Raw genomic sequence first — 23,574 nt, 5'->3', positions numbered from 1 at the left:
CTTTCGGGGAAAAGCGTGCTGGGTCCACATTAAAACGCTGGAAGTACTTTCCAGCTAATTCCGCTATATCATCTGCTTCATGCAGCTCCTGTAAAGCAAACTGGTAGGCAACATCGATACTGTTATTACCTGATATCAAAGCAGTAATCCCGCAATGTCTTGTATGCCTCATTGTTTACCTGTTTCCTCTATGAGCACCCAAAAAGTCATACGTGATGATGATGTGGGTACCCTCTTGTACAAGTATGTTCCGTTGAGTTCCCCTACCATATCTATAGATACTCCTTGTTATTGCCCCTGTATGCGCGCTGTGCGTGCCATACATTCAATCTGCGGGATGATGGTGCGAACTCCATAGTTTATTACTATAAATAATTGTTTCAGGTAAAAATCTGGATGTATTTGGTTTTTTTTATGCTTTACCCCAATAAATATACACTATGGTGAGGGTTCAACTTAAAATAAATTAATAGAAAGTGACCATAAAAGGAAAGTATAAGCTCCTAAGTTTGTAAAAAACGATTATTTAAGAGATGAATTGCAATTAGATTAATGTTCGTCCCGATTTGCATGTATATAATCCCTTTTTTACGTGACTGACTATCAATCCCCCTTAACAGCAAAGAGTGCAATCAAGCCTGTATTAAGAGCCGGTTCATCGGTGTTCTTTCCGTCACGGACTCTTTTTTATGCGTGTTTCTTGACCAGAGTAAAACCTATGACTAACTTTACCTCCCAACTTAAACCCCATCCTGACGCCGTACCCGTACGATTGCGGTGGTTGGTTTGGCTGAATATCGCCGTTCAGTTCGCCTTCCCGATGGCGGTGACCTTTACGCCCGCCATTGCGGGCGCAGGTGGCCAGTACTTTCTGAATGCCCCGACAAAACAGGTCATGCCGCAGACGCGGTTATATATCCTGTGTGAGAGTGAAACGGTGGCTATGGTGGCCAAAAAGTACAATATGAGTCTGGAGCAGCTGCGGAAGCTCAATCAGTTCCGCACCTTTGCACATGGCTTTGACCATCTGAAGCCTGGCGATGAGCTGGATGTCCCCCAGGCTCCCCTGCCAGAGGTTCAGTGGGATAATCAGGCAACCGGAGAGGAGTCAGCAGATGTGAAGGATAATCCGGCGCATAAGGTTGCCTCTATTGCTTCTCAGGCTGGCGGTTTCCTGGCAAATAACCCAAATGGTGATGCCGCGACTTCGATGGCCAGGGGAATGGCCTCAGGTGCTGCCAGCGGTGAAGTGCAGCAGTGGCTCAGCCGCTTCGGCACCGCCCGCGTACAATTGGATGCTGATGAGAACTTTTCACTGAAGAACTCACACCTTGAGCTGCTGGTTCCGTTGTACGACCAGGGCAGCAATTTGGTGTTCACTCAGGGCAGACTGCACCGCACGGATGATCGCACCCAGGCCAATCTCGGCTTCGGGATGCGTTATCTTACCCCTGCATATACACTGGGGGGCAACGTCTTCGGCGATTATGACCTCTCCCGGGGCCATGCGCGGGCAGGTCTGGGGCTGGAGTACTGGCGTGACTACCTCAGGCTCAGCGCTAACAGCTATATGCGTGTGACAGGTTGGAAGGATTCTCCGGATATTACGGATTACCAGGAGCGCCCGACGAACGGCTGGGATATCCGGGCTAATGCCTGGCTGCCTTCACTGCCACAGCTGGGTGGGAAGCTGACGTTCGAGCAGTACTATGGTAAAGAGGTCGCGTTGTTCGGAGTGGATAAACGTCAGAATAATCCACGCGCCATCACGGCGGGGGTAAACTATACGCCGGTTCCACTGATAACATTAAATGCTGAGCGGCGGCAGGGGCAATCAGGTACCAATGAGCATCGTTTTGGTGTTGATATGAACTACCAATTAGGTGTGCCGTGGCGTAGTCATATAAACCCTAATGCGGTGGCAGCCTTGCGCAGCCTGGCGGGCAGCCGATATGACCTGGTGGAACGGAATAACAATATTGTATTGGAATATCGCAAAAAAGAAGTTATCCGGCTTAATTTGAATAACCTAATCAAAGGTTATGCAGGTGAAAAAAAATCACTTGGTGTCAATGTAACGACTAAATATGATTTAGACAGAATCGAATGGACGTCTCCTTCACTGATTGCTGCTGGCGGTAAAATTATCCATGAAGGGGCTGGCTATTTTGTCGTTATACCGAATTATAGCTCAGCGGCGTCTGGTATAAATAATCACAAAATTAGCGCTGTAGCTATCGATAAGAAAGGAAACATATCCGCACAGAAAGAAACACAGGTTACGGTCACTCAAGCTGCTATAGAATATAAAAACAGCACATTCACGCCAGGTGAAGTAACGTTGCCAGCCGATGGGAAGTCTCAGAAAGAATTAACACTTAAGGTAAATGATGGCAATGGTAATCCAATAGATATTGATAGCAATGAAATAAGTGTTGATATTAAGGGGGGACATACCTCCACGCTTACTAATTTTAAACGTAAAGCAATAGGTGAATATACTGTTATTCTAACTTCAGGTATTGTTCCAGAGAGTTTTTCTATTACTCCTTTAACAAGAGAGGTCGAACTCCCATCAGCAAAAATAACCATAACAGCAGATAATGAAAGTGCTGTTATCGATAATATTGAGGTTATCACTAACAATTCTAAAGCCGATGGCGAATCAGAGAATAGAATTAAGGTGACTGTTATTGACCCTCATGGGAATAAAGTTCCAAATCAGAAGATAAACATCAAGTCCACTGGTAATGTTAATGTAAAAGAATCTGTTGATTCTGATGATAATGGTGAGGCAATGTTATCAATAACCAGCAAGGAAGCTGGTGATAGCAAAATTACCGTAAGTTTAAGTAATAACGCCAGCAAAGATGCTGTGGTTACATTTATTGCTGATGATAATACGGCAGGACTTCTGGATGATAACTTTACTATTTTACCAGAAGTATCTGTAGCTGATGGTAAAACGGTAAAACACGTACGTGTTTTAGTCACTGATAATAATAAAAACCCTGTGAAAAACTTGAGTGTGACTTTCAGCGCTGGCAATAATGCTATCTTAGCTTCTAAGACGGTTAGCACGGATCTGGAAGGAGTTGCATCAACAACATTAACAAATATCAATGCGGGCACTATTAAAGTTACTGCAACTGTAAATAGTCATGAGCATACAAAAGACACTGTTTTTACAGCAGACACGGTTACAGCTAAAGTCATATCTGTATTGCCTTCAAAGAGTTCAGGGGATGCTGATGGTAAAAGTCCTTTGGTTTTCACAGCATTAATTAAAGACGAATTTAACAATCCTCTCGCTGGGGTTCCAGTAGACTGGAAATCGAATCGTGATAGCGACATAGTAAAAATTAGCGCTTTACAAAGTATAACTAATGAGAATGGTGAGGCTGTAACTGAAATAACCAGCAGCAAAGCATTAAGTGTTGTGATTACTGCTTTGACGAACTCATCCTTTAAAAATGCTGACCCTGTCTCTTTTGTAGCGGATGCCACAAAAGGGTTAATTACTCATTTAACCACTGATAAGACCAGCATCAACGCCGATGGTACAGAAAGTGCAACAATTTCTGCTACCGTTCAGGATGTTAATGGTAATCCATTGAATGGGATTACGGTTACTATGAACAGTGATACCAATGCTATTATATCGCCTGAAAGTACGGTTACTAATAGTGAAGGTTTAGCTGTTTCAACATTAAAGACAAAACATGCCGGAAAGATAAATATACAGGCGCGCCTGGATAATGGAGAGAAAAAAACGATTGTTTTGAGTTCAACTGCGGATGCAAAAACTGCACTTGTTACACTAAAAATAAATAAACCTGAAATTGAGGTTGGTAGCACGCCTGTTGAGATGACTGCAAAAGTAGTTGATAGTAATAATAATCCTCTCGTTGGCACGAATGTGATGTGGAGAAGCGACAGTAATGAACTAAATACTTATATGTCGTTAACCAACGAAGAAGGAGTGGCGTCAGCGAAACTTAGTGGAACACAGGCAAGAGTTACCTCTGTTACCGCAGAGATTTTTAATGGTATAAAAGCTTCCTCTAAGATTACGTTCCTGGCAGGGGATGCCGACAAAGATTACAGCCAATTATCTGTTAAGCCTCAGTCAATATTCGCTAACGGGGTTGATAATTCTGTCGCTGAGCTGATTTTAAAAGATCGCTGGGGTAATCCTGTTGATGTGGAAAGTATTAAATGGTCGGCTGAAAACGATAGCATTAAAATTATAGAGTCAGATAAGGGTAGTGGTATTTATCGTGCTTCTGTAAAGGGCAATAAGGAAGGAACCTGGCTCATAACTGCAAATAGTGGTAATGTTAATTTGCAAACGCCTTTGGGGCTGATTGCGAATGAAAAAGATGCTACCTTCGAAAGTGTTAACGTGGAGGGTTCGGGAACTGTTAAAGCCGATGGAAAAACAACGGTAAAAATTCGTGCACAAATAAGCGATAGTAATGGAAACAAGAAGTTACCCGGTGTATCTATTGGCTGGAAGACTAATCTAGGTGTCCTGTCCTCACCAATAAGTAAAACCAATGATGATGGAATTGCGGAAATCTCTCTCTCCAGCTCTATAATTGGTCAGGCGACTGTAGTAGCTTTACTGGGAGGTGGTCAGAATATGAGTGCAGATAAGGCAATAACCTTTACTGCTGATGAAATATCAGAAGATAAATCTTCGCTTAACCTTTCTCCAGCTACAATAGTTGCAGGAAAGGATACTGCCATTGCTACTATTGTAGCCAGAGATATTAATGGAAATTTAATTTCCGGCTTACAGAATGATATTTCATTAGTGTTTTCAACAGATTTACCTCTGACGACTACGCCTTTTACCGAAACCGAGAATGGAGTTTACCAGGCTCGCATCACTGGAACAAAGGCCGGAAAGACTGAGGTTAAAGGTCAAATCAAAAATGTCACAATAAAAAGTCGTGCTAATATTACAGTTAAATCGGATACCCTCTCCGTTGGACTCATAGGTGAAATCGCAGTTTCAGCCTTGTCTACGGCAGTCGGTGGTAACGTTACCTATACTGCAATGTTAACTGATAAAAATGGCAATCCCATAGAGAGTGGTTTCCCGGTTACATGGAGCGCCAATGAAGGGAGCATCTTGAGTTCGCAGGTAAGCACAACTGATAATGATGGGAAAGTAGTCGTCAATCTAGTTCGTAACAAGGCAGGTACCGCTAAAGTTGATCTGCTCTTAGCGACAACATCTGTTTCGGCACCCGATGTTAGTTTCACTGCGGATGTGCCTGACGCGGATCACTCTGAATTAACGCTTACTCCATCAACTATCATTGCGGGAAAAGAGTCAGCAGTGCTGGCGCTTACTTTGCGTGATAAATACGATAATCTTTTGTCGGGACAGGATGTCATCGGCGTGAGTGATAATAACGCTATTATTCCGGGAAAAGCCAACAGTACTCGTCCGGGACACTATCAGTTCGAAGTGACAAGTAAAAAATCGGGGACAGGCAATTTAACGGTTAAAGTGAATCAGACCACTTTTGGACAGAATAAAGTACTGACCGTAAAGGGGGATGTTAGTAACTGGAATATATCAAATATCACTACCGATAGGACCAGTTTTACTGCCGGGGATGAAAAGGGAGTAACATATAAAGCAACGGTCACTGACTCCCTGGGTAACGTATTACCTAATGTGGTAGTATCCTGGAACTTAACCGGTAAAGCAGAATCGTTCACACCCACTTCTCGATCTGACTCGAACGGTATAGTTTCCGTTACTATTAAAAGTTCAACTTCCGGTCAGCTATTGATGACAGCTTATCTGGATGAAAAACACTACTCCCGGGCAGGTGTTGTTATTGTCAACCCTGGCGATATTGACAGTAAAAGCTCCAGCTTTGCTGCAGACAAGACATTAATCACTGTTGATACAAACAGTAGTGTGACTTTCACAGTAACGTTAAAGGACCGTTATGGTAATCCTGTCAATTCAGCTCCTGTTAAAATCAGGGTTACTGGCTCGCCTACAGATTTCAAACTGACGTCTGTTACAAATGTGTCAGAGGGAATCTATCATGCGACAGGTAAATCTTCTGTTCGGGGAAAATACGAACTGGAAGCATCGGTATCGGGTACTGTTATTGATAAAAAGATCACTATTACTGTCGATTCCGTTACCCCTGATCTGAAATTTGATAATCGCGATCAAACTGTTACCTACGCTAAAACATTCAAGGATTCTCAGTCAGTCAATGGCATGCCAGCTGCACTCAAGCCAACCTGGTCCAGTTCTGATCCTAAAGTTGCGACCGTTGATTCAACAGGGAAGGTAACCTTACTTAAGTCTGGTCAAACGAAAATCGTTGTTTTCACGGCAGGAAACGAATTTTATAACTCAGCAACAGCGAGTTATAACCTTATCGTTAATAAAGCGAATCCCATGATTGATTCTGTTACTAAAAAGATAACGGCAGTCTGGAATGACAAAAAGGATCAACGAATTGTTGCTTCATTCCTTAACCCGGATGTTGGAAATACATTAGCATTCAAATTTTCTTCATCAGACACTGCGGTTGCAACAGTGGATAAATCTGGTTCGATTACTCCAGTTAAGCCAGGATATGCGGCTTTTAAAGTTAATACAGAGGAGACCGATCAGTTCCTGCCGGGTGTTTTAGAAATCAGCTATACACTTGAAAAGGCCAAAGTTGACCTGTCGGGTTCTAAACAAGAAAGTTTTGATTTGATTTCAGCTAATTCAGTTGATATTTCTCATCTCTCAATTCCTGATGAGAGTGCACCATATCTTGATGTTTATTCATCCAATGAATCGGTGGCGAAATGGGACGGTGCATTAATCAGATTTATTACCCCCGGCAAAGCAACTCTATCCTTTGGCGCAAAAGTCAATGATTATTTCGAATTTTATAATAGTTTTAACTATGAGTTGACGCTGAAGGGCGCGACCATTTCTTCATTGAATGTCAAAGGGTTCCGCTTCCAGGCCGATCAGGGCTTTCCAGCTACAGGGATAGACGGTGCCAATTTCAAATTAGAACTTACTGGTGGTGCTGTCAGTGATTTTGATTGGAAAAGTGATACCTCATGGTCTACGGTCTCTGCCGATGGTACGGTAAAATTTAACGATGGTGGCCAATCGGGTCAAAAAGTTACAATTCAGGGTGTTAGTAAAAAGAATCCTGACTATATCCTGAGTTATAGTTTTACGTTAGCTCATTGGTTCTATATACCTGGCCGCATTGAAGATGTTGCTCCAAACATGTTCTATCACGCTGTATCTAAACAACAATGTATAAGCTCCTCAGGTTCTCTATCAGCCGTTGAACTTATTTATTTAGATAAAGGAAATAGAAGAATTGGTGCGCTTTATTCAGAATGGGGAGATGTATCTGCATATAACAGTAATCTTCATTCCAATGATGTTTACTGGGCTATCGAAAATATTGGGGAAAGATACAAGACTTTTTCCTTGTCGAGATATGCTGATACCAATGCATATGCTCATGAAGAAAAATGGACTCTATGCCGTAGATAATATTGGTAAGTTCTCTTTTTAACACTAAGCCACCTTATTTAGAAGGTGGCTTAGATTAACGACAAAGTACTGGCCGCAAGGCCGGGGCTTTGATCGAATTAGGCCAGTGCAGTTTACAGACTGGCAGTCATGTTGAAACATTCCCTGCCTATGCAATACGCTTTTGAAATGGTCCCCCCTCAACACTTAGCCAAAGCCGCCGCCTCCGCTTTACCGACAGCGACCTTCCCAGGATTCTTCTTCCTCTGTCGTGGAGCAGGCCCTGGCCAGAATACTGCGAACCTTCGCGTTCTTTACACTGATAGCATCCACCCGAAGGCCGGTGCCAACCCGTACTGACCTGCCCCCAGGATCACATATGGGGAGCGGGTCATTATGAAGACATTACTAACATCGGGGTGTAATAATCAACGGAGAGCAGTTCACCAACAAAATGTGCAGGATGTTGATAAAAGTTATTGGAATTAGGTAGACGAAGTAATGATTTTAACTTGATGAATCGATTGGATAAAATAGGTTTAAATGGACGTTCGCAGACATTAAAATGGTGTCCCCTGCAGGAATCGAACCTGCAACTAGCCCTTAGGAGGGGCTCGTTATATCCATTTAACTAAGGAGACGCGGTACAAGATGGCGACATACTCTTCGCCAGGGGCAGTATCTTAGCGTAACTGCTCGCGTATTTTCAAGCAGTTGGAGCGGCCAGCGGGAATCGAACCCGCGTCATCAGCTTGGGAAGCTGAGGTAATGCCATTATACGATGGCCGCCTGGTGGGTCGTGCAGGGTTCGAACCTGCGACCAATTGATTAAGAGTCAACTGCTCTACCAGCTGAGCTAACGACCCAGAGCGACAGGGATAGTATCATAAAATTTGACGCTAATGTTGAGGAATATCAAATATCTGAGCTGGGGCAAAAACAGGCCGCTTAGGTGCTGTTTTTTTCAGCGGCGGCTTTATATGTTTCAGTCGAGATTATCTGAATTCTCTTTACGCATGCTTACTTGCGCTGGATCAATATCTCATGGCTCGCCGCGTTCTAATGTAAATCCACGTAAACAAGGGGCACCCTTGCTGTGTGAGAGAGAGGAACAGGCTATGTCACTGAAATTTTCAATTGGGTTGATCCTGCTGGTATGGCTGGGATACGTGCTGTTTGCGAGCTCATTTTACGTTAAAACCTTCGCACTTTTTAACTGAGCCTCTGCAAAGAAGGGGGTAGCGCGCTGCGTCCAGCGGCTACCCTTTGAGCCATTACAACGTGTTGTTGCTCATATTGTCTGAGTCATGACAACGTTTTGTTGCTCATAGTACCTGAGTCATTACGACGTTTTATTGCTCATATCGTTGCGGATTTGCGCATGGCTTATCAGCGCAAAGATAAAGGTGCCGCCGATGATATTTCCCGCCAGAGTGGGCAGGGCGAATGGCCAGAGGAATTCCTTCCAGCTGATAATGCCGTTAAACACCAGAAAAAGCGTTTCGACGGAACCGACCACGATATGCGTAAAGTCGCCTATCGCTACCAGCCACGTCATCAGCACAATAATCCAGAGCTTTGCCGTGCCCGCTGAAGGGAACATCCAGACCATCGTGGCGATAATCCAGCCTGAAGCGATCGCTTTAGCAAACATCTCGCCTGGTGAGTTTTCCATCACCTTCTGACTAAGGCCGATAAATGCCGTGCGCGTGGCCTCATCGAAAATGGGCATATGCATAAAGGCCAGCGCAGCCACCGCCGTCCCTATCAGGTTACCGCCCAGCACTATGCCCCACAAACGCAACAGCAGCAGAAAATTGCGGCCGGTCGGTTTATGCATTATCGGCAGCACGGCGGTCACGGTGTTCTCCGTAAACAGCTGCTGACGCGCCATGATGACGATAATAAAGCCAAAGGTATATCCGAAGTTCTCCAGTAAGAAGGCGCCTGGGACCCCCTCGAAATGAAGGTGGAAGATCCCTTTCGCCATCAGCGAGGCCCCCATCGACAGGCCCGCCGCAACGGCGGAAAACAGCAGCGCTAAGCCATCGCGCTCCAGCTCTTTTTCACCTTCCTGTCGAATTTGCTCATGCACCGCCGCTGCGCGCGAGGGCAGGGCCTCTTCATTCACCTCAATCTCTTCGCCGCTCTCACTCTCTTTGCTGTCAACTTCAACATCACTTTTTTTATTGGTTTTGTCGTTCACTTGGCTGCTCCTGTCGGCCCTGATACATAATGTGCCTGATAAGCGTAGCGGGTTTCCCGGCAGGCGGAATGTAACGGTATTTAATGATAAGGGTAACAAAGCTTTAACCATGCGGTATTTTTCATCATATTCCCTGTTTTTTGCGGGCATAATGCGCATGCCATGGGTATGAGACGTACGTCGTGAGACTGCGATGCCATGATTTCCTGTGGTACTATTTCATTCAACATTCACGAGTGCGACGTAATTTGATGCTGGAAGCCCACAATCTCACCTGCGTTCGAGATGAACGTACGCTGTTTAGCAATCTTAGTTTTACCGTTTCAGCGGGCGACATCGTGCAGATTGAAGGCGCTAACGGCGCGGGAAAAACCTCGCTGCTCCGCATCCTCGCAGGCCTGAGCCGGGCTGAGCAGGGCGATGTGCGCTGGCATCAACATCCTGTTCATCGCCAGCGTGAGCGCTATCATGCGGATTTGCTCTACCTCGGCCATCAGCCCGGCGTGAAGTCGGTATTGACCGCCTTTGAGAACCTGCGTTTTTTTCACCCCGCCCATTCGGCAGAGGCCCTGCTGGCGGCACTGGATGAGGTCGAACTGACGGGATATGAAGAGGTGGCGGTGGGCCTGATGTCGGCAGGGCAGCAGCGCCGCGTGGCGCTGGCCAGGCTATGGCTGAGTCCCTCGCCGCTGTGGATCCTGGATGAGCCGCTGACCGCGATTGATGTCTCCGGGGTAAATAAGCTGACGGGGCTGTTTGAGCGCCATGCGGCGGCCGGCGGCCTGGTCATTCTGACGACCCATCAGCATCTGCCCGCGTCGCATCGCACGGTTCGCAAACTCTCACTGGCCTCTACGGAGGTAACCTGATGTTCTGGCGCGTGCTAAAGCGTGAGCTGCGTATTGCCTTTCGCAGCGGCGCTGAAATCATTAACCCGCTGTGGTTTTTCCTGATCGTCATCACCCTGTTTCCGCTGGGTATCGGGCCGGAACCCCAGCTGCTGGCGCGTATTGCCCCGGGCATCGTCTGGGTCGCGGCGCTACTCTCTTCGCTGCTGGCGCTGGAGCGTCTGTTCCGCGATGACTTTGTCGATGGATCGCTGGAACAGCTGCTGCTGCTGCCCGCCCCGCTGCCGATAACGGTATTAGGGAAAGTGGCCGCTCACTGGGTGGTGACCGGACTGCCGCTGTTGCTGCTCTCTCCGCTGGCTGCGCTGCTGCTCTCGCTCGACTTTGCCCGCTGGCGCGCCATTGCGCTGACGCTGCTATTGGGTACGCCAACGCTGAGCCTGCTGGGCGCGATAGGCGTGGGGCTGACGGTCGGTTTACGACGCGGCGGCGTTCTGCTTAGCCTGCTGGTGCTGCCGCTGGCGGTGCCGGTACTGATTTTTGCCAGTGCAGCGATAGACGCGGCGGGACAGGGTTTACCGATTGACGGATTCCTGGCGATTCTGGGCGCCATGCTGGTCGCCAGCATTACGCTGGCGCCTTTTGCCACCGCAGCCGCGCTGCGCGTAAGCGTGCACTAACCGTATTTTTATAAAAAACACCAGAACGCTTTTTCTTTGAATGTGAGCAAAATAATAATGTGGAAATGGTTACATCAACAGGGCAAGCCTGACCGGCTCTACGGGTTATGCGGCCGGCTGTTCCCCTGGTTTGCCGTACTGGGGGTTGCCTCGCTCGGTTTAGGCTGGATATGGGGCTTCGGCTTCGCGCCCGCCGACTATCAGCAGGGCGACAGCTACCGCATCATGTATATCCACGTGCCCGCCGCGATGTGGTCGATGGGCATCTACGCCTCAATGGCCATCGCCGCGTTTGTCGGTCTGGTATGGCAGTGGAAAATGGCCGACCTGACGGCAGCGGCGATGGCGCCGGTTGGCGCGGTGTTCACCTTTATTGCGCTGGTTACCGGTTCGGCCTGGGGAAAGCCGATGTGGGGCACCTGGTGGATCTGGGATGCACGGCTGACCTCCGAACTGGTACTGCTGTTTCTCTATATGGGCGTGATTGCCCTGTCTAATGCCTTTGACGATCGTCGTATGGCCGGGCGGGCAGCGGGAATTTTGATCCTGGTGGGCGTGGTTAACCTGCCAATCATTCACTATTCAGTACAGTGGTGGAATACCCTGCACCAGGGCTCCTCCGGCATACTCCAGCAGGCCATTGACCCCAGTATGCGTACGCCGCTGCGCTGGTCGATTCTCGGTTATCTGCTGCTGTTTATCTCCCTGACGCTGATGCGTTTACGTAATCTGCTGCTCTTTACCGAGCGTCATCGCCCGTGGGTGGCTGACGTGGTGGCAAAAGGAGGGCAAAAACGATGACCCCCGCTTTTTCATCCTGGCCGGCGTTCTTCGCCATGGGCGGCTATGCCTTCTACGTCTGGCTGGCCGTCGCCTGTACCCTGCTCGCGTTGGGCGGGCTCGTGCTGCACACCCTGCTACAGCGCCGCTGGCTGCTGGCCGATATTCGTAAGCGCCAGTCGCGCGAACGCCGCGTCCGTGCGGCAAAAAGTCAAAAAGCCGCCGGTGAAGCGGCAGGAGATCAACCGTGAATACCCGTCGTAAAAATCGCCTGATGGTGGTGGTGGCGATCCTGGTCGGCCTTGGACTTGCCACTTCGCTGGTGATGTACGCGCTGCGTTCCAACATCGACCTTTTTTATACCCCCAGTGAAATACTGAATGGGAAAGGAGAGGATCACAGCAAACCCGAACCGGGCCAGCGTCTGCGCGTCGGGGGAATGGTGATGCCAGGCAGCGTGAAGCGCGATCCGAATACGCTACAGGTCTCGTTCAAACTGTACGACGGTAACGGCGTGATTAGCGTGACCTATTTGGGGATCCTGCCCGACCTGTTCCGTGAAGGGCAGGGCGTGGTAGCACAGGGGGTGCTGGAGAAGGGCAACCTGGTGAATGCCAAAGAGGTGCTGGCGAAGCACGATGAGAAATACACGCCGCCGGAAATTGAGGATGCAATGAAAAAGAACCATAAAAGTCCGGCCACGGCCTGGCAGACAGCCGCAGCGGAAGGCCAGTCATGATGCCGGAAATCGGCAGTTTCCTGCTCTGTCTGGCGCTGGCCCTTTCGCTGCTGCTGAGCATCTACCCCCTGTGGGGCGCGGCGCGTCAGGACGTCCGCCTTATGGGGCTGGCACGGCCGCTCAGCTATGCGCTGTTCGCCTGCATTGCCGCCGCCTTTATGATTTTGGTTCATGCCTTCGTCGTAAATGATTTCAGCGTGGCCTACGTGGCGGCCAACTCTAACACGCTGTTGCCGGTTTACTACCGGGTGGCGGCCACCTGGGGGGCGCACGAGGGATCGCTGCTGCTGTGGCTGCTGTTGCTCAGTACCTGGACGCTGTTAGTCGCGCTGTTCAGCCGGACCATGCCGCAGGATGCTATCGCTCGCGTACTGGCGGTGATGGGGATGATCAACCTTGGCTTTTTGCTGTTTATCACCCTGACTTCAAATCCCTTTACCCGCACGCTGCCTGATTTCCCTATTGACGGCAGCGACCTTAACCCGATGTTGCAGGATATCGGCCTGATCTTTCACCCGCCGCTGCTCTATATGGGCTACGTCGGCTTCTCGGTGGCTTTTGCCTTTGCTATCGCCTCGCTGATGGCGGGCAGACTCGACACCGCCTGGGCGCGCTGGTCGCGTCCCTGGACCACCGCCGCGTGGGTATTTCTGACCATGGGTATCGTCCTGGGGTCGGCGTGGGCCTATTACGAACTGGGCTGGGGCGGCTGGTGGTTCTGGGATCCGGTGGAAAATGCCTCCTTTATGCCGTGGCTGGCCGGGACGGCACTGATCCACTCCCTGGCGGTGACCGAAAAGCGCGGCACCTTTAAGGCGTGGACCGTGCTGCTGGCCATTACCGCCTTTTCCCTTAGCCTGCTGGGCACCTTCCTGGTGCGATCCGGCGTGTTGATTTCGGTGCATTCCTTTGCCTCCGATCCCGCCCGCGGCATGTTTATTCTCGCTTTCCTGGTAATCGTCATTGGCAGTTCACTCCTGCTCTACGCGATTAAGGGCAGCAAGGTGCGCAGCCGGGTGCAGAATGAAGTGTGGTCGCGCGAGTCCTTCCTGCTCGGTAATAACGTGCTGCTGATCGCCGCGATGCTGGTGGTGCTGCTGGGAACGCTGCTGCCGCTGGTGCATAAGCAGCTCGGACTGGGCAGCATTTCGATAGGGGAACCCTTCTTTAACAGCCTGTTTACCCTGCTGATGGCCCCGCTGGCCCTGATGCTCGGCGTGGGTCCGCTGGTGCGCTGGCGGCGTGACCAGCCGCAAAAGCTGTGGAAAAGGCTGGGCATTGCCGTGGCTGGTACGCTGGTGCTGTCGATTCTGCTGCCGTGGCTGATGCAGGATCGCATTGAGGCGATGGCCGTCGTCGGCCTGCTGATGGCGGTGTGGGTCATTTTCCTGACCCTGATGGAGCTGCACGAACGGGCGACGCATCGCCACCGCTTTTTTACCGGGCTGCGTCATCTCTCCCGCAGCCACTGGGGCATGGTGCTCGGCCATCTTGGCGTGGCGGTCACCGTTATCGGTATCGCCTTCAGCCAGAACTACAGCGTGGAACGCGATGTGCGGATGCGGCCTGGGGATACCGTGGATATTCACGATTATCACTTCACCTTCCGCGATGTACAGAAGATACAGGGGCCAAACTATACCGGCGGCGCGGGCATTATCGACGTAACCCGTCAGGGACATCACGAGGCGACGCTACAGGCGGAGAAACGCTACTACAGCGTGGCGCACACCATGATGACTGAAGCAGCGATTAGCGGCGGACTGACCCGCGATCTCTACGCTGCGCTGGGTGAAGAGCTGGATGACGGCTCCTGGGCAGTGCGCATCTATTACAAACCTTTTGTGCGCTGGATTTGGTTCGGCGGGGTATTTATGGCGGTTGGCGGCATTTTCTGCCTGCTCGACCCGCGCTATCGCTCACGCCGGAAGGCCGAAAGGGAGGCGACATGAATAAGAAGATACTTTACCTGCCGCTGGTGCTGTTTCTGCTGGTGGCCGCTGCGCTGATGTGGCAGCTGACGCGCAACGCCAACGGTGACGATCCCACGCTGCTGGAGTCCGCGCTGGTGGGCAAGCCGGTGCCGGTCTTTAAGCTGGAATCGCTTAACCAGCCGGGGACAACCTACGATCGCGCGGTGCTGACCGACGGCAAACCCGTGCTGCTTAACGTTTGGGCGACATGGTGTCCCACCTGCCGTGCAGAGCATCAGTATCTCAACGTGCTGGCCGCACAGGGCGTGCGGGTAGTGGGTCTGAACTATAAGGACGATCGCGGTAAGGCGATTAACTGGCTGAATACGCTGGGTAATCCTTACGCGCTAAGCCTGTATGACGGCGACGGTATGCTGGGGCTGGATTTGGGCGTTTATGGTGCCCCCGAAACCTTTTTGATTGATGGCAAAGGAATTATCCGCTACCGCCACGCGGGGGATATGAATGCCGACGTCTGGGCGAAGGAAGTGAAGCCGCTTTGGGATAAATACAGCAGGGAAGGTGTATGAAACGTGTTTTACTGATCGTGATAAGCCTGATTAGCCTGAGCGCGCTGGCCGGTAATATTGATACCTACCAATTCGCCTCGGTGGCACAGGAGCAGCAGTATCGCCATTTGACCGAATCGCTGCGCTGCCCGAAATGTCAGAACAACAGCATTGCCGACTCGAATGCAATGATCGCTGGCGATATGCGGCTGAAGGTTTACGAGCTGCTGCAGGCGGGGCAAAGCCCGGCGCAGGTCAGGCAGTATATGGTGGCGCGCTACGGCAACTTCGTGACCTACGACCCGCCGGTGATGCCGTCCACGCTGATCCTCTGGGCGGGCCCGGTGCTGTTTGTGATTATTGGCGCGCTGGTGATTATTCTGCGTAGCAGGAAGCGCCAGCTTACCGCCCCGCCACTGGATGATGCCGGGCAGAAGCGACTGGATGCGCTGTTGAAGAACAATGGGAAGCAATCATGAGTGCATTCTTACTAACCCTGCTGGTGCTGCTAATCGCGGCCTGCGGCCTGGTGCTGATTGCTGGTGGACGCAGGCATCCACCCCTGGCGGCGGAGCGCGATGCGCTAAATACGCGTTTTTACCGCCAGCGCCTGCGGGAGCTGGAAGAGGATGAAGCCCAGGGCGTGGTGGGTGAACGCGCGGAGATGATCCGTGAGCTGCAGCAAACGCTGCTGCTGGATATACCTGAGGATGAGCAGATCCACGCGCGCACCCTGAGCCGCTGGGTGCTGCTGCCTGGGATCCTGTTATTAATTGTCGTGACTCTGGGCTTTTATTTTAAAACCGGCGGCTTTGCCCAGGTGATGTCATGGCAGCAGGCACAGCTCGACCTGCCTGCGCTACGCGCCCAGGTGATGGATCCTAACGCCGAGCCTCTGAGTATGGACCAGCTGGCGCGGCTCGGGCTGGGGATCCGCACCTCACTGCAGAGCGATCCCAGGAACGTGAATGACTGGCTGATGCTGGGGCGTATTGGCATGGTGCTGAATAACGCGGCTACGGCGACACAGGCTTTCCAGCATGCGATGCAGCTTGCGCCGGATAACCCCGAGGTCAAACTGAGCTATGCTGATGTCCTGACGCGGTCGCAGGATCCGCAGAATCTCCGCCAGGCGGCGCAGATGCTGAGTGAAATGGCTAAGCAGGACGGGACGAATCTGCGGATTCTCAGTCTGTTAGCATTTAATGCTTTTGCCCGACAGGATTACGACCAGGCCATAGCAGAATGGCAAAAGATGTTACAATTGTTACCGGCTGACGATAAACGGTCGGACACAATACGGCGCAGCATTGAGCAGGCCCGCACCGATGCGGGCAGGCAGACAAGCCGACTGGCGCTCAACGTCACCCTGGCGCCGGAGGCAGAAAAAATGTTACCGGAAGGCGGAGTGTTGTATATTTCCGTTTCCGATGGTGTTTCTCCCGTCCCCGTGGCGGTAAAAAAAATGCCGTTAAGCCATTTTCCACTTACGCTGACGCTGGACGACAGCAATGCCATGATGCCGGAACGCCTGCTTTCCGCGCAGCATCAGGTTCTGGTTCGGGTGCGTATCTCACGCGATGGCAGTGCCAACCCACAGGCCGGAGACTGGTTCGGTACCAGCGCAGTAACGCCGTTTGACGGGCATCAGCAGCTGTCGATTGCGATTGGTCGGCAGCAGAAGTAACCGCAGGCGTTTGACTTCAGACTACAGGAAAAGAGATATGAGCTACCGTGTGACGGGTATCGCGCTGGCGAGCGTACTGCTGATAGGGTGCGCCAGCTCCCAGACGGCGGATGAGCCGCAGGGACGATCCGATCCGCTGGAAGGGTTTAACCGGTCAATGTTTAACTTTAACTATAACGTTCTGGACCCTTATGTGGTGCGCCCCGTTGCCGTTGCGTGGCGTGATTACGTGCCGATCCCAGCACGTACCGGTCTGAGCAACTTCCTCGGCAACCTCAGTGAACCTTCCACGATGGTGAACTATTTTGTTGAGGGTAAGCCCTATAAAGCGATGATCCACTTCAACCGCTTCTTCCTGAATACCGTGCTGGGGCTGGGTGGATTTATCGACGTCGCGGGGATGGCTAATCCCAAACTTGCTAAGGAAGAGCCGCGCCGTTTCGGCAGCACGCTGGGTAACTATGGTGTGGGCTACGGGCCATACGTGGAAGTCCCCGGTTACGGCAGCTTCACTCCGCGTGAAGACGCCGGTGGACTGGTGGATGATCTCTACGCACCGCTTAGCTGGCTGACCTGGTGGTTGTCAGCAGGGAAGTGGGCGCTGGAAGGGGTAGAAACCCGAGCTCAGCTGCTGGACTCCGATGCGATCCTGCGCAACTCTAACGATCCTTACGCCTTCGTGCGCGCAGCATATTTCCAGCGCCACGATTTCCTGGCCAGCGACGGTAAGCTGATCCCGCAGGAAAATCCGAACGCCTCGGCGATTCAGGGCGATCTCAACGATATCGACGCTAACTAAACCCTCCCGCACAGCGGCAGTGGAACGGCAGGGGAAACTCCCCGACCGTTCCTTGTCGCGCCCGTATTGACGGATTGCCTGAACCGCGCATCGGTGAAGGTCCCACTTTAAATTGACGCACGTTGAGCACAGGGAGCAGGGGAGAAGCGCGTTCTCCCCCCGACTGACTTCGTCTGTTGAAAGGTTAAATCAGAACTTGTAGTTAAAGTTTGCGCCGTACAGCCAGGCTTTGCCGGTAGAGTTGAAGGTGTAAGGCCCTTCTTCAACCGTGACGTGCTGGCCATGCATATAGGAGACGCCAACGTCGACAGAGGCATCCTGCGTGAAGGCGTAGGAGGCACCCGCGCTCAGCCACAGGCGATCCTGATCGGGAATGGAGATTGAACGCTTATCGGCAGGAACCGGGCTGTCATCAAAGGCAATACCGGTGCGGAACGTCCAGTTCTCGTCGTAGAAGTAGGAGGTGCCCAGCGCGATACGGTAAGCATCTTTGAAACCTTCATCTTTATAGAACAGCGTTTGGCCGCCGTTGCCGGTCGCTTTCAACTGCTGGAACTGGCTCCAGCTGGTATAAGCCAGACTGTAGTGGACGGCCCATTGTGGGGCGACTTTATGATAGCCGGAGACTTCCCACATTTCCGGCAAATCCAGGCTCAGCGAGCCGGGAATGGTATTGCCGTTGGTGCCGTAAGGCAGGCCGAGATTCAGCGCCTGGTTAATGGGATTGAGATAGCCCGGCACGCTGCTCTTGTAGTCGCCATCAAAATCGACTTTCACTTCAGAACGATAGGTAAAGCCAAAGCGGTTATCCTTATCCACTTCATAAAGAATGCCTGCGTTCCAGCCATAGCCCCACTCATCCCCTTTTAAGCGGGCGATCTGCGTATCCGCAGGGAGTCCAAGCGCTGAACCGGTTTCACCCGCATAGCGCTCAATTTTGGCACGGGCATAAACGGCATCGAAGCCCACGCCGAAGCTGAAATGTTCATTCAGACGATAAGCCGTGCTTAAATTAAGATTAACGGTCTGTAAATCGGTTTTACCGGCGTAAGGGCCTGCCGTGTAATCGCTATTATATTCCGTTGCCAGACCATAATTGGAGGTGGCGGAGGCGCCGAGCCACCAGCTATCGTTGAGCGGCTGAACATAATGAATATTCGGCACCCACTGGGTGGGGGCAATATTATTGGCATTCAGGCTGCGGCCCGTGGGGCTATTACCGTCAACCGAGACATCAGGGTCAATAAATACCGCACCGACGGAAAACATGGGCCGATCCATCAGCGCCATTGTGGCGGGGTTACGGCTGGCAGAGGCGGCGGTATCCCCCATTGCGCCTTCACCAGAATAGGCGCGTCCCAGACCAATAGCGGAAAACTCGTTAAGCTGAAAGCCGGCTGCTGAAACATTTGACGAGATAATTGCGACTGCCACCGCAAGAGAAGACTTATTAAACAGGGATTTATGGTTCATGACCACAACCTCATTATCGGGATTTTTTATTAAGCTCTGTTACATAACGTAACAGGGGATCGCGAATTGTAGGGGCTGATATACGGCTCACAAATCAGACCAGTTCCACAGTATAGGTCCGACCTGTGTCTAAGTAGCAATATTGTTTTATAAATATTGCAGAAATGATCATAAAAAAGAGATCTCTATTACAAATACCGCCGGATAACGTTTCAGGCCGCGTCAGTTTGCGGTAGATCAAATTTAACTGTGATTTTCATCACTAAACGCCGTTAATTCAGGCTGGCGTCAGACAAGCCTGAAAGAGAGGCGTAAACTCGGCGCAGACAATTAATAACGCGCTGCCCTGAGGCAGATAACTGGAGATCCTATGACGCATTCCATTAATAAATGCAGCGCCAATGAAACCGCGGCCTGCTGTTGTGTTGACGTTGGCACTATCATGGATAACACCGACTGCACGGCAAGCTGGAGTCAGCTGTATAACGATCAACAGCAGGCCGCTGCTATGCTGGCCCAGCTGACGGAAAAAGCCCGCAGCATTGAATCCGAACCCTGTGTTATCACCAGCCGCTATAGCGAAGCGCCAGAGGGCGTGCGCCTGGACGCAGACTTTACCTTTAGCTGCCAGGCTGAAACCATGATCTTCCAGCTCGGCCTGCGTTAAGTTCTTCGTGCCGGTGAGCGGCTGTCGCCTGCTCACCGGGGCACAAAGCGTGTGTTTCCTCTCATTTTTATCCCTCCCTCCGTGCACCTTGTAAAATCCTTGTTAACATTAGAGGTCTGACCTCTTTGGCAATGATGCCCGCGACCCTTTAACAGGTGATAAGAATGAGCAAAGCGCTACCTTTGCTAACGCGCAGCGGCGATCGCATCGCCATTACTCACGGATTACGCACTCCCTTTGCCCGGCAGGCCACCGCGCTTCACGGCATTCCCGCCGTGGCGCTGGGCCAGATGCTGATTAGCGAACTGCTCGCTCGCAGCGACTTTCCTCCCGAGGTAATTGAGCTGCTGGTTTTTGGTCAGGTGGTGCAGATGCCGGAGGCACCCAACATTGCGCGGGAAATCGTCCTCGGCACCGGGATGAGCGTCCATACCGACGCCTGGAGCGTCAGCCGCGCCTGTGCGACCAGCTTTCAGGCGGTAGCCAGCGTCGCGGAAAGCCTGATGGTTGGGCATATTCAGGCGGGTATTGCGGGCGGAGCCGATTCCTCTTCGGTCCTGCCCATCGGCGTGAGCAAAAAGCTGGGCAGGGTGCTGGTAGACCTCAGCAAGGCCAGGCACTTTTCGCAAAAAATGAAGCTAATCAGCCAGCTCCGGCCGCGCGATTTGCTGCCCGTTCCACCCGCCGTAGCGGAATACTCTACCGGACTGCGGATGGGCGATACCGCCGAACAGATGGCAAAAAGCCATGCGATTACCCGCGAGCAGCAGGATGCGCTGGCGCATCGCTCACATCAGCGAGCGGCGCAGGCATGGCAGGAGGGCAGGCTGAGCGATGAGGTGATGACCGCCTGTGTACCGCCCTGGCACGCTCCGTTTGCGCAGGACAATAATGTGCGGTTGAATTCAAGCCTTGCAGATTATGCAAAGCTGCGGCCTGCTTTCGATCGCCGCCACGGCACGGTGACCGCCGCTAACAGCACGCCGCTCACCGACGGTGCCGCCGCGGTGGTACTGATGAGCGAATCGCGGGCAAAATCGCTGGGCATTACACCGCTTGGCTACCTGCGCAGCTATGCCTTTACCGCTATTGATGTGCGCCACGACATGCTACTGGGACCGGCCTGGGCCTCACCGCTGGCGCTGGATCGCGCAGGCGTTACCCTCGGCGATCTGACGCTGATTGATATGCACGAAGCCTTTGCCGCACAGACGCTGGCCAATTTAAAAATGTTTGCGGATCCGCATTTTGCCCGCGATATTCTGAACAGACCCCAGGCGCTGGGGGAAGTGGATGACGAAAAATTCAACGTGCTGGGCGGATCGATTGCCTATGGTCACCCTTTTGCGGCGACCGGTGCGCGGATGATCACCCAGACGCTTAATGAGCTGCGCAGACGCGGAGGCGGCCTGGGCCTGGTCACCGCCTGTGCGGCCGGGGGCCTGGGTGCCGCAATGGTTCTGGAGGCAGAGTGATGGAAAATCCAACGGCGTTCACGCTAACCATGCGCACCGACAACGTGGCGGTGATCGCTCTGGACGTTCCCGGCGAGAAGGTGAATACGCTCAGGGCGGAGTTTGCCAGCCAAATCCGCGAGGTTATTGGCCGTGCCCGCGAAAATCCGCAGCTGGCCGGGATAGTACTTATTTCAGGTAAGCCGGACTCGTTTATCGCCGGGGCCGATATTGCAATGATCGCCGGATGTAAAACGGCGGGAGAGGCGGAAACGCTGGCGCGGGAAGGGCAAAAGGTGATGGCGGAGATTGCCGCGCTGCCGGTGCCGGTGGTGGCAGCGATCCACGGCGCCTGCCTCGGGGGCGGTCTTGAACTGGCGCTGGCCTGCAATCAGCGCGTCTGCACCCTGGATGATAAAACCCGCCTTGGCCTGCCGGAGGTTCAACTGGGCCTGCTACCCGGATCGGGCGGCACGCAGCGGCTACCCCGGCTTGTCGGTACTTCCGCCGCGCTGGATCTGATCCTTAGCGGCAAAACCCTGCGTGCCCGTCAGGCGCTGAAAATGGGGCTGGTGGATGAGGCGGTGCCGCAGTCTGTCCTGCTGGATACTGCGGTAAATCGGGTGTTGCAGGGGAGGACGCTGAAAAAGGCGCTGCCGCTGCGCCAGAGGCTGCTTAATGCGCCTGCCGGGCGGGCCTTACTTTTTGCCATCGCCGACAGACAGATCCGGGCCAAAACCCGGGGTAACTATCCGGCCACCGGCAAAATCCTCTCCGTGGTGCGTGTCGGCCTGCAGCACGGCAGCGGTAGCGGCTATGAGGCGGAAGCCAAAGCCTTTGGTCAGCTGGCGATGACGCCGGAGTCCGCCGCGCTGCGCAGTATTTTCTTCGCCACCAGCGAAATGAAAAAGGAGCCGGGAGCGGATGCGCAGCCTCATGAGATCGGCAACGTCGGCGTACTGGGCGGTGGGCTGATGGGCGGCGGGATCGCCTGCGTCGTGGCCTCGCGCGGCAGGCTGCCGGTGCGTATCAAAGATATCAACGGCGCGGGCATCAACCACGCGATGAAATACAGCTGGGATCGCCTGACTAAACAGGTCAATCAGCGGCGAATCAGCCCGGCCGAGCGACAGCAGCAGATGGCGCTTATCACGGGCAGTACTGATTTCTCGGGGTTCTCCCGGCGTGACGTGGTGCTGGAGGCGGTGTTTGAAGCGCTGCCCCTGAAGCAGCAGATGGTCGCGGAGGTGGAGGCGCACTGCGGCCCGAAAACGATATTTGCCTCGAACACCTCCTCTATTCCCATCGGCGATATCGCCGCCGGGGCGCAGCGGCCGGAAAATATTATTGGCCTGCACTTTTTCAGCCCGGTTGACAAAATGCCGCTGGTTGAGGTGATCCCGCATGCGGGTACCGGTGCCGAAACGGTTGCCACTACCGTCGCGCTGGCGAAAAAACTGGGCAAAACGCCAATTGTTGTGGCGGATCGCGCGGGTTTCTACGTTAACCGCATTCTGGCGCCCTATATAAATGAAGCGCTGCACTGCCTGCTGTCAGGAGAGCCGATAGAGGCGATAGATAACGCGCTGGTGCAGTTTGGCTTTCCGGTCGGTCCGATCCAGCTCCTTGATGAGGTAGGCATTGATATCGGTACGCATATTCTGCCCATTTTGACCGAGGCATGGGGAGAGCGTTTCAGCGCGCCCACAGCGGTAGAGGCAATCCTGAATGACGATCGTAAAGGTCGAAAAAATGGCCGGGGCTTCTATCTGTATGACGGCCGTCGGTTGAGCAGAAAAAAACGGGCCGATCCCGACATCTACAGGCTGCTTAACCTCACCCCCCGGGCACACCTCAGCCCTGAAAATATTGCCCAGCGCTGCGTGATGATGATGCTGAATGAAGCGGCGAGGACGCTGGATGAACAGGTGATCCGCTCTCCCCGCGATGGCGATATCGGCGCCCTGTTTGGCGTCGGCTTTCCACCCTTCCTGGGGGGGCCTTTCCGCTACATGGACAGGCTCGGTGCGGAAGAGGTGGTGCGGACCCTGGAGCGGTTGACACAGGTGCACGGTGAGCGATTTACCCCCTGCGAACGGCTGCGCGAAATGGCCCTGAGCCAGTCAAAATTCTGTCCTGACGGGAAGGATTTAAATAGCCATGCCGATTCAGCGGGTTAGATTTTTGCTCTCAGAAGGGGGATAATGGGGCTATTCTGCAAA

16 protein-coding genes and 3 tRNA genes are annotated in these 23,574 nt (G+C 52.5%); 14 read left to right on the top strand and 5 right to left on the bottom strand.

Annotated features, from left to right (window positions below):
• The first annotated feature begins 718 nt into the window (after positions 1 to 718).
• On the top strand, positions 719 to 7,558 hold the full coding sequence (locus AAGR22_RS15680; RefSeq protein WP_345828417.1) for an Ig-like domain-containing protein: 6,840 nt from the start codon (positions 719 to 721) through the stop codon (positions 7,556 to 7,558).
• A gap of 545 nt (positions 7,559 to 8,103) precedes the next feature.
• Here AAGR22_RS15680 and AAGR22_RS15675 read toward each other — a convergent pair.
• From AAGR22_RS15675 to AAGR22_RS15660, 4 genes are all read right to left on the bottom strand, one after another.
• A tRNA-Arg gene (locus tag AAGR22_RS15675) sits at positions 8,104 to 8,178 on the bottom strand.
• Positions 8,179 to 8,252: 74 nt separating this feature from the next.
• A tRNA-Gly gene (locus AAGR22_RS15670) sits at positions 8,253 to 8,326 on the bottom strand.
• Position 8,327: 1 nt separating this feature from the next.
• Positions 8,328 to 8,403, bottom strand: a tRNA-Lys gene (locus AAGR22_RS15665).
• A 476-nt stretch (positions 8,404 to 8,879) separates the two neighbouring features.
• Positions 8,880 to 9,743: a formate/nitrite transporter family protein gene (locus AAGR22_RS15660; protein ID WP_231877614.1), complete on the bottom strand. Its 864-nt coding sequence runs from the start codon at positions 9,741 to 9,743 to the stop codon at positions 8,880 to 8,882.
• Between the two features lie 251 nt (positions 9,744 to 9,994).
• Between AAGR22_RS15660 and ccmA the strand changes: the two genes are divergently transcribed.
• Genes ccmA through mlaA form a run of 10 tightly spaced genes read left to right on the top strand, consistent with a single transcriptional unit; the run spans position 9,995 to position 17,758 of the window.
• Positions 9,995 to 10,612, top strand: coding sequence for a cytochrome c biogenesis heme-transporting ATPase CcmA (gene ccmA, locus AAGR22_RS15655; RefSeq protein ID WP_345831613.1), 618 nt, complete (start codon positions 9,995 to 9,997; stop codon positions 10,610 to 10,612).
• Positions 10,612 to 11,271: a heme exporter protein CcmB gene (gene ccmB, locus AAGR22_RS15650; RefSeq protein WP_067705802.1), complete on the top strand. Its 660-nt coding sequence runs from the start codon at positions 10,612 to 10,614 to the stop codon at positions 11,269 to 11,271. The genes ccmA and ccmB overlap by 1 nt, the downstream gene beginning before the upstream one ends.
• A 57-nt stretch (positions 11,272 to 11,328) precedes the next feature.
• Positions 11,329 to 12,072: a heme ABC transporter permease gene (locus AAGR22_RS15645; RefSeq protein WP_067705801.1), complete on the top strand. Its 744-nt coding sequence runs from the start codon at positions 11,329 to 11,331 to the stop codon at positions 12,070 to 12,072.
• A complete protein-coding gene (ccmD, locus tag AAGR22_RS15640; protein ID WP_067705800.1) occupies positions 12,069 to 12,302 on the top strand; it encodes a heme exporter protein CcmD in 234 nt (77 codons plus the stop codon). The genes AAGR22_RS15645 and ccmD overlap by 4 nt, the downstream gene beginning before the upstream one ends.
• Positions 12,299 to 12,790 (top strand): cytochrome c maturation protein CcmE, encoded by a 492-nt coding sequence (gene ccmE, locus AAGR22_RS15635; RefSeq protein ID WP_345828415.1) that lies wholly within the window; start codon positions 12,299 to 12,301, stop codon positions 12,788 to 12,790. The genes ccmD and ccmE overlap by 4 nt, the downstream gene beginning before the upstream one ends.
• On the top strand, positions 12,787 to 14,742 hold the full coding sequence (locus AAGR22_RS15630) for a heme lyase CcmF/NrfE family subunit (RefSeq protein ID WP_345828413.1): 1,956 nt from the start codon (positions 12,787 to 12,789) through the stop codon (positions 14,740 to 14,742). Before ccmE ends, AAGR22_RS15630 begins: the two co-directional genes overlap by 4 nt.
• Entirely contained in the window at positions 14,739 to 15,293 is a 555-nt protein-coding gene (locus AAGR22_RS15625; protein WP_345828411.1) for a DsbE family thiol:disulfide interchange protein, read from the top strand. Before AAGR22_RS15630 ends, AAGR22_RS15625 begins: the two co-directional genes overlap by 4 nt.
• Entirely contained in the window at positions 15,290 to 15,751 is a 462-nt protein-coding gene (locus AAGR22_RS15620) for a cytochrome c-type biogenesis protein (RefSeq protein WP_345828409.1), read from the top strand. The genes AAGR22_RS15625 and AAGR22_RS15620 overlap by 4 nt, the downstream gene beginning before the upstream one ends.
• A complete protein-coding gene (gene ccmI, locus AAGR22_RS15615; protein WP_345828408.1) occupies positions 15,748 to 16,959 on the top strand; it encodes a c-type cytochrome biogenesis protein CcmI in 1,212 nt (403 codons plus the stop codon). Before AAGR22_RS15620 ends, ccmI begins: the two co-directional genes overlap by 4 nt.
• 37 nt (positions 16,960 to 16,996) lie before the next feature.
• Positions 16,997 to 17,758, top strand: a complete 762-nt coding sequence (gene mlaA, locus AAGR22_RS15610; RefSeq protein ID WP_067705789.1) for a phospholipid-binding lipoprotein MlaA — start codon at positions 16,997 to 16,999, stop codon at positions 17,756 to 17,758.
• A 189-nt stretch (positions 17,759 to 17,947) separates the two neighbouring features.
• On the opposite strand, the gene fadL is transcribed toward mlaA, so the two are convergent.
• Complete coding sequence (gene fadL / locus AAGR22_RS15605; RefSeq protein ID WP_067705786.1) at positions 17,948 to 19,231, bottom strand: long-chain fatty acid transporter FadL; 1,284 nt, start codon at positions 19,229 to 19,231, stop codon at positions 17,948 to 17,950.
• Between the two features lie 370 nt (positions 19,232 to 19,601).
• Here fadL and AAGR22_RS15600 point away from each other — a divergent pair, with 370 nt between their 5' ends.
• The 3 genes from AAGR22_RS15600 (at position 19,602) to fadJ (ending at position 23,532) form a co-directional block, all read left to right on the top strand.
• Positions 19,602 to 19,898 carry a YfcZ/YiiS family protein gene (locus AAGR22_RS15600; protein ID WP_345828404.1) on the top strand — a complete coding sequence of 99 codons (297 nt, stop codon included), beginning with the start codon at positions 19,602 to 19,604 and terminating at the stop codon, positions 19,896 to 19,898.
• Between the two features lie 164 nt (positions 19,899 to 20,062).
• Positions 20,063 to 21,373 carry an acetyl-CoA C-acyltransferase FadI gene (gene fadI, locus AAGR22_RS15595; RefSeq protein ID WP_067705784.1) on the top strand — a complete coding sequence of 437 codons (1,311 nt, stop codon included), beginning with the start codon at positions 20,063 to 20,065 and terminating at the stop codon, positions 21,371 to 21,373.
• Positions 21,373 to 23,532 (top strand): fatty acid oxidation complex subunit alpha FadJ, encoded by a 2,160-nt coding sequence (fadJ, locus tag AAGR22_RS15590; protein ID WP_345828402.1) that lies wholly within the window; start codon positions 21,373 to 21,375, stop codon positions 23,530 to 23,532. The genes fadI and fadJ overlap by 1 nt, the downstream gene beginning before the upstream one ends.
• Positions 23,533 to 23,574: the final 42 nt, after the last annotated feature.

Source organism: Erwinia sp. HDF1-3R (assembly GCF_039621855.1).
In the GTDB taxonomy this organism is placed as follows: Bacteria; Pseudomonadota; Gammaproteobacteria; order Enterobacterales; family Enterobacteriaceae; genus Erwinia.
The sequence above is the reverse complement of the archived record's forward strand: the minus strand, read 5'-3'. Positions and strand labels throughout refer to the sequence as shown.

Excerpts from the sequence above, each read along its gene's own strand:
- AAGR22_RS15680 (WP_345828417.1), top strand. The coding sequence starts at position 719 with ATGACTAACTTTACCTCCCAACTTAAACCCCATCCTGACGCCGTACCC.
- ccmA (WP_345831613.1), top strand. The coding sequence starts at position 9,995 with ATGCTGGAAGCCCACAATCTCACCTGCGTTCGAGATGAACGTACGCTG.
- ccmB (WP_067705802.1), top strand. The coding sequence starts at position 10,612 with ATGTTCTGGCGCGTGCTAAAGCGTGAGCTGCGTATTGCCTTTCGCAGC.
- AAGR22_RS15645 (WP_067705801.1), top strand. The coding sequence starts at position 11,329 with ATGTGGAAATGGTTACATCAACAGGGCAAGCCTGACCGGCTCTACGGG.
- ccmD (WP_067705800.1), top strand. The coding sequence starts at position 12,069 with ATGACCCCCGCTTTTTCATCCTGGCCGGCGTTCTTCGCCATGGGCGGC.
- AAGR22_RS15630 (WP_345828413.1), top strand. The coding sequence starts at position 12,787 with ATGATGCCGGAAATCGGCAGTTTCCTGCTCTGTCTGGCGCTGGCCCTT.
- AAGR22_RS15625 (WP_345828411.1), top strand. The coding sequence starts at position 14,739 with ATGAATAAGAAGATACTTTACCTGCCGCTGGTGCTGTTTCTGCTGGTG.
- AAGR22_RS15620 (WP_345828409.1), top strand. The coding sequence starts at position 15,290 with ATGAAACGTGTTTTACTGATCGTGATAAGCCTGATTAGCCTGAGCGCG.
- ccmI (WP_345828408.1), top strand. The coding sequence starts at position 15,748 with ATGAGTGCATTCTTACTAACCCTGCTGGTGCTGCTAATCGCGGCCTGC.
- mlaA (WP_067705789.1), top strand. The coding sequence starts at position 16,997 with ATGAGCTACCGTGTGACGGGTATCGCGCTGGCGAGCGTACTGCTGATA.
- fadL (WP_067705786.1), bottom strand. The coding sequence starts at position 19,231 with ATGAACCATAAATCCCTGTTTAATAAGTCTTCTCTTGCGGTGGCAGTC.
- AAGR22_RS15600 (WP_345828404.1), top strand. The coding sequence starts at position 19,602 with ATGACGCATTCCATTAATAAATGCAGCGCCAATGAAACCGCGGCCTGC.
- fadI (WP_067705784.1), top strand. The coding sequence starts at position 20,063 with ATGAGCAAAGCGCTACCTTTGCTAACGCGCAGCGGCGATCGCATCGCC.
- fadJ (WP_345828402.1), top strand. The coding sequence starts at position 21,373 with ATGGAAAATCCAACGGCGTTCACGCTAACCATGCGCACCGACAACGTG.